This is a genomic window from Arthrobacter sp. Y3221087 (assembly GCF_059089905.1).
Genome location: NZ_JBNHFE010000025.1, coordinates 1 through 634 on the forward strand (window position 1 = coordinate 1; position 634 = coordinate 634).

Annotated in this window: 1 protein-coding gene; it reads right to left on the reverse strand. The window is 69.4% G+C overall.

Annotated elements, in window-relative coordinates; genetic code table 11:
• The coding region (locus tag AC5RUO_RS20000; protein ID WP_494104446.1) for an aldehyde dehydrogenase family protein at positions 1-634 on the reverse strand (634 nt) is incomplete at both ends.

The window sequence follows — 634 nt, forward strand, 5'->3', positions numbered from 1 at the left end:
CCTCGTCCGGGATGTAGCCGCCGCACAACAGTTCGGCACCTTCGGCGATGCCGGCCTGGACGTAGGCGTGGACCTGGTCGCGGTGCTTGGCGGAGACGAGCGGCCCGGTCTCGGCGTCGGGATCGAACGGCCCGCCCATCCGGATCTTTTTCGCCCGTTCCACCACCTCAGCCACGAACCGTCCCGCGATGGACTCTTCAACAACCAGCCGGGCCCCTGCCGAGCAGACCTGGCCAGAGTGCAGGAACACGGCGGTCAGGGCGTTGTCGACGGCGGCGTCCCAGTCCGCGTCCGCGAAGACGACGTTGGGGTTTTTTCCGCCGAGTTCGAAGGCGACGCGCTTCACGGTTTCCGCGGCGGCGGCCATGATTGTCTGGCCGGTGGCCAGGCTGCCGGTGAGGGAGACGAGGTCGACGCGCGGGTCCGAGCTGAGCGGGCCGCCCACCTTCGACCCGCTTCCGGTCACCAGGTTTGCGACGCCGGCGGGAACCCCGGCTTCCGCAAGGGTCTCCATGAGCAGGATGGCGGTGGAGGGCGTGAGCTCGCTGGGCTTCAGCACGAACGAGTTGCCCGCGACGAGCGCCGGGGCCACCTTCCAGGCCGCCTGGAGAAGCGGGTAGTTCCACGGGGCGAT